1 protein-coding gene is annotated in these 223 nt (G+C 36.8%); it reads left to right on the top strand.

All coding sequences use genetic code 11. The features are described 5' to 3' along the window. Positions 1–223 (top strand): gp53-like domain-containing protein (locus tag ABR397_RS25665; RefSeq protein WP_455430671.1); only part of this gene is annotated, 223 nt, incomplete at both ends.

Here is a 223-nt window from a genome sequence, read left to right on the forward strand (position 1 = left end):
ATCCGAAAATGGTTGGTGGCAATGTGGAGATACGGGGGTAATTATTCAATGGGTTAAAGTTCCATCAGCTCAACAATCATGGATAAAGGTAAATTATCCAATTTCTTTTAAAAATAAGCTTTTTGGCTATATTGCAAGTATGTCGAGTATCAATACATCAACTGGCCACACATTAGTACGTAATGCAACACTATCGACATTTGAATATCAAGCAGGTACTCCC

The sequence above is a fragment of the Photorhabdus viridis genome, assembly GCF_040256935.1.
Lineage (GTDB): Bacteria > Pseudomonadota > Gammaproteobacteria > Enterobacterales > Enterobacteriaceae > Photorhabdus > Photorhabdus viridis.